At 54.0% G+C, this 1,077-nt stretch carries 1 pseudogene; it reads right to left on the minus strand.

Annotated features, from left to right (window positions below):
* A pseudogene (locus tag R8N46_RS25380) lies at window positions 1-1,077 on the minus strand (hypothetical protein); the annotation flags it as partial.

A 1,077-nucleotide genomic window follows, 5' to 3' on the forward strand; every position in this document is an offset into this window, starting at 1 on the left:
AGGCAGCGTGAAGAACCCGTTCAGCTTCACGTCCATCCCACGGTAAGGCAGGCTGGTTTCGGCTTTGAACACATACTTCTTACCGGTCTCAATGACTCGCGGCCCTGTCACGTAAGGACGGGGGGCCTTCACTGCTCGGAAGTCAACTGCCGTTTTCGCAACTTCATAGGCATAGCCGTCATCAGCCGGTGCAGTGGCAGAGCGCACACGAGCCCACAGGCGGTATCGGGTTTCTTCATCGCTCGAAAGCGTGATGCTATCCCCTGTCTGCGCGTAGGTTTTGCCACCGTCAGTAGACCACTCAACAATGGCATTGCCACCGGAGATTGGCTCATCGTTCAACGTCAGGTTCGCTGTGTACTTGCCTTCACTTCCGACAAACAACGTGGTCGGGCCGATAACAGCAATATCAGGTTTGTCGTAAGCGACAACACTGACCGCTTCGGTGTACTTTTCCGCACCTGAGTTGACGTTCACCACCTTGGCCCGAACCTGGTACTCCCCCTTATCGAAGGTCTTCACAAGCTGATACTTGTATCGATCTTCTGGGATGAACTGCTCCCAGGTTTTACCGTCGTCCTTACTGGTTTCCCACACAACCTGGCCGGTAGCCCGGAGATCCTGACGGTCGTCCAAAGATAGCTTGAACACAGCAGTGAACGGAGCTTCACCAGACAACTTGCGAGCCTCCACGCCAGCACCGATGGCACCACCACGAAGCACTGTCAAGAAGGCAGGTCTGATAGACAACTCTGTGCGGTTGTAACCCTCAACAGGGCTTTCCAGAACAGCCTCAGCAGCGATACGGACGGAGGAAGTATCCACACCAGACAGGTCTACTGAGAACTGAGCTTCACCGTTCGATGCTTCCGCATAATCAGTGAGCGCAACCGTCTCGTTGTAGGCCTTTTGCTGGATCAGGCGTACTTTCCACACCCCCATCGTGTTAGCGTCATAGTCACCATCAGGTTTGTACTGATCACGGATGAGAACCCTAACCGGCAATGCCTGGGTGTCAATCGCGGTATCACCTTTAACTTCAACGATAGGACGGATACTGTCAGAAGGTGCAGAGAT

It is taken from the genome of Vibrio sp. 1874, from assembly GCF_033344395.1.
Classification (GTDB): Bacteria; Pseudomonadota; Gammaproteobacteria; order Enterobacterales; family Vibrionaceae; genus Vibrio; species Vibrio alginolyticus.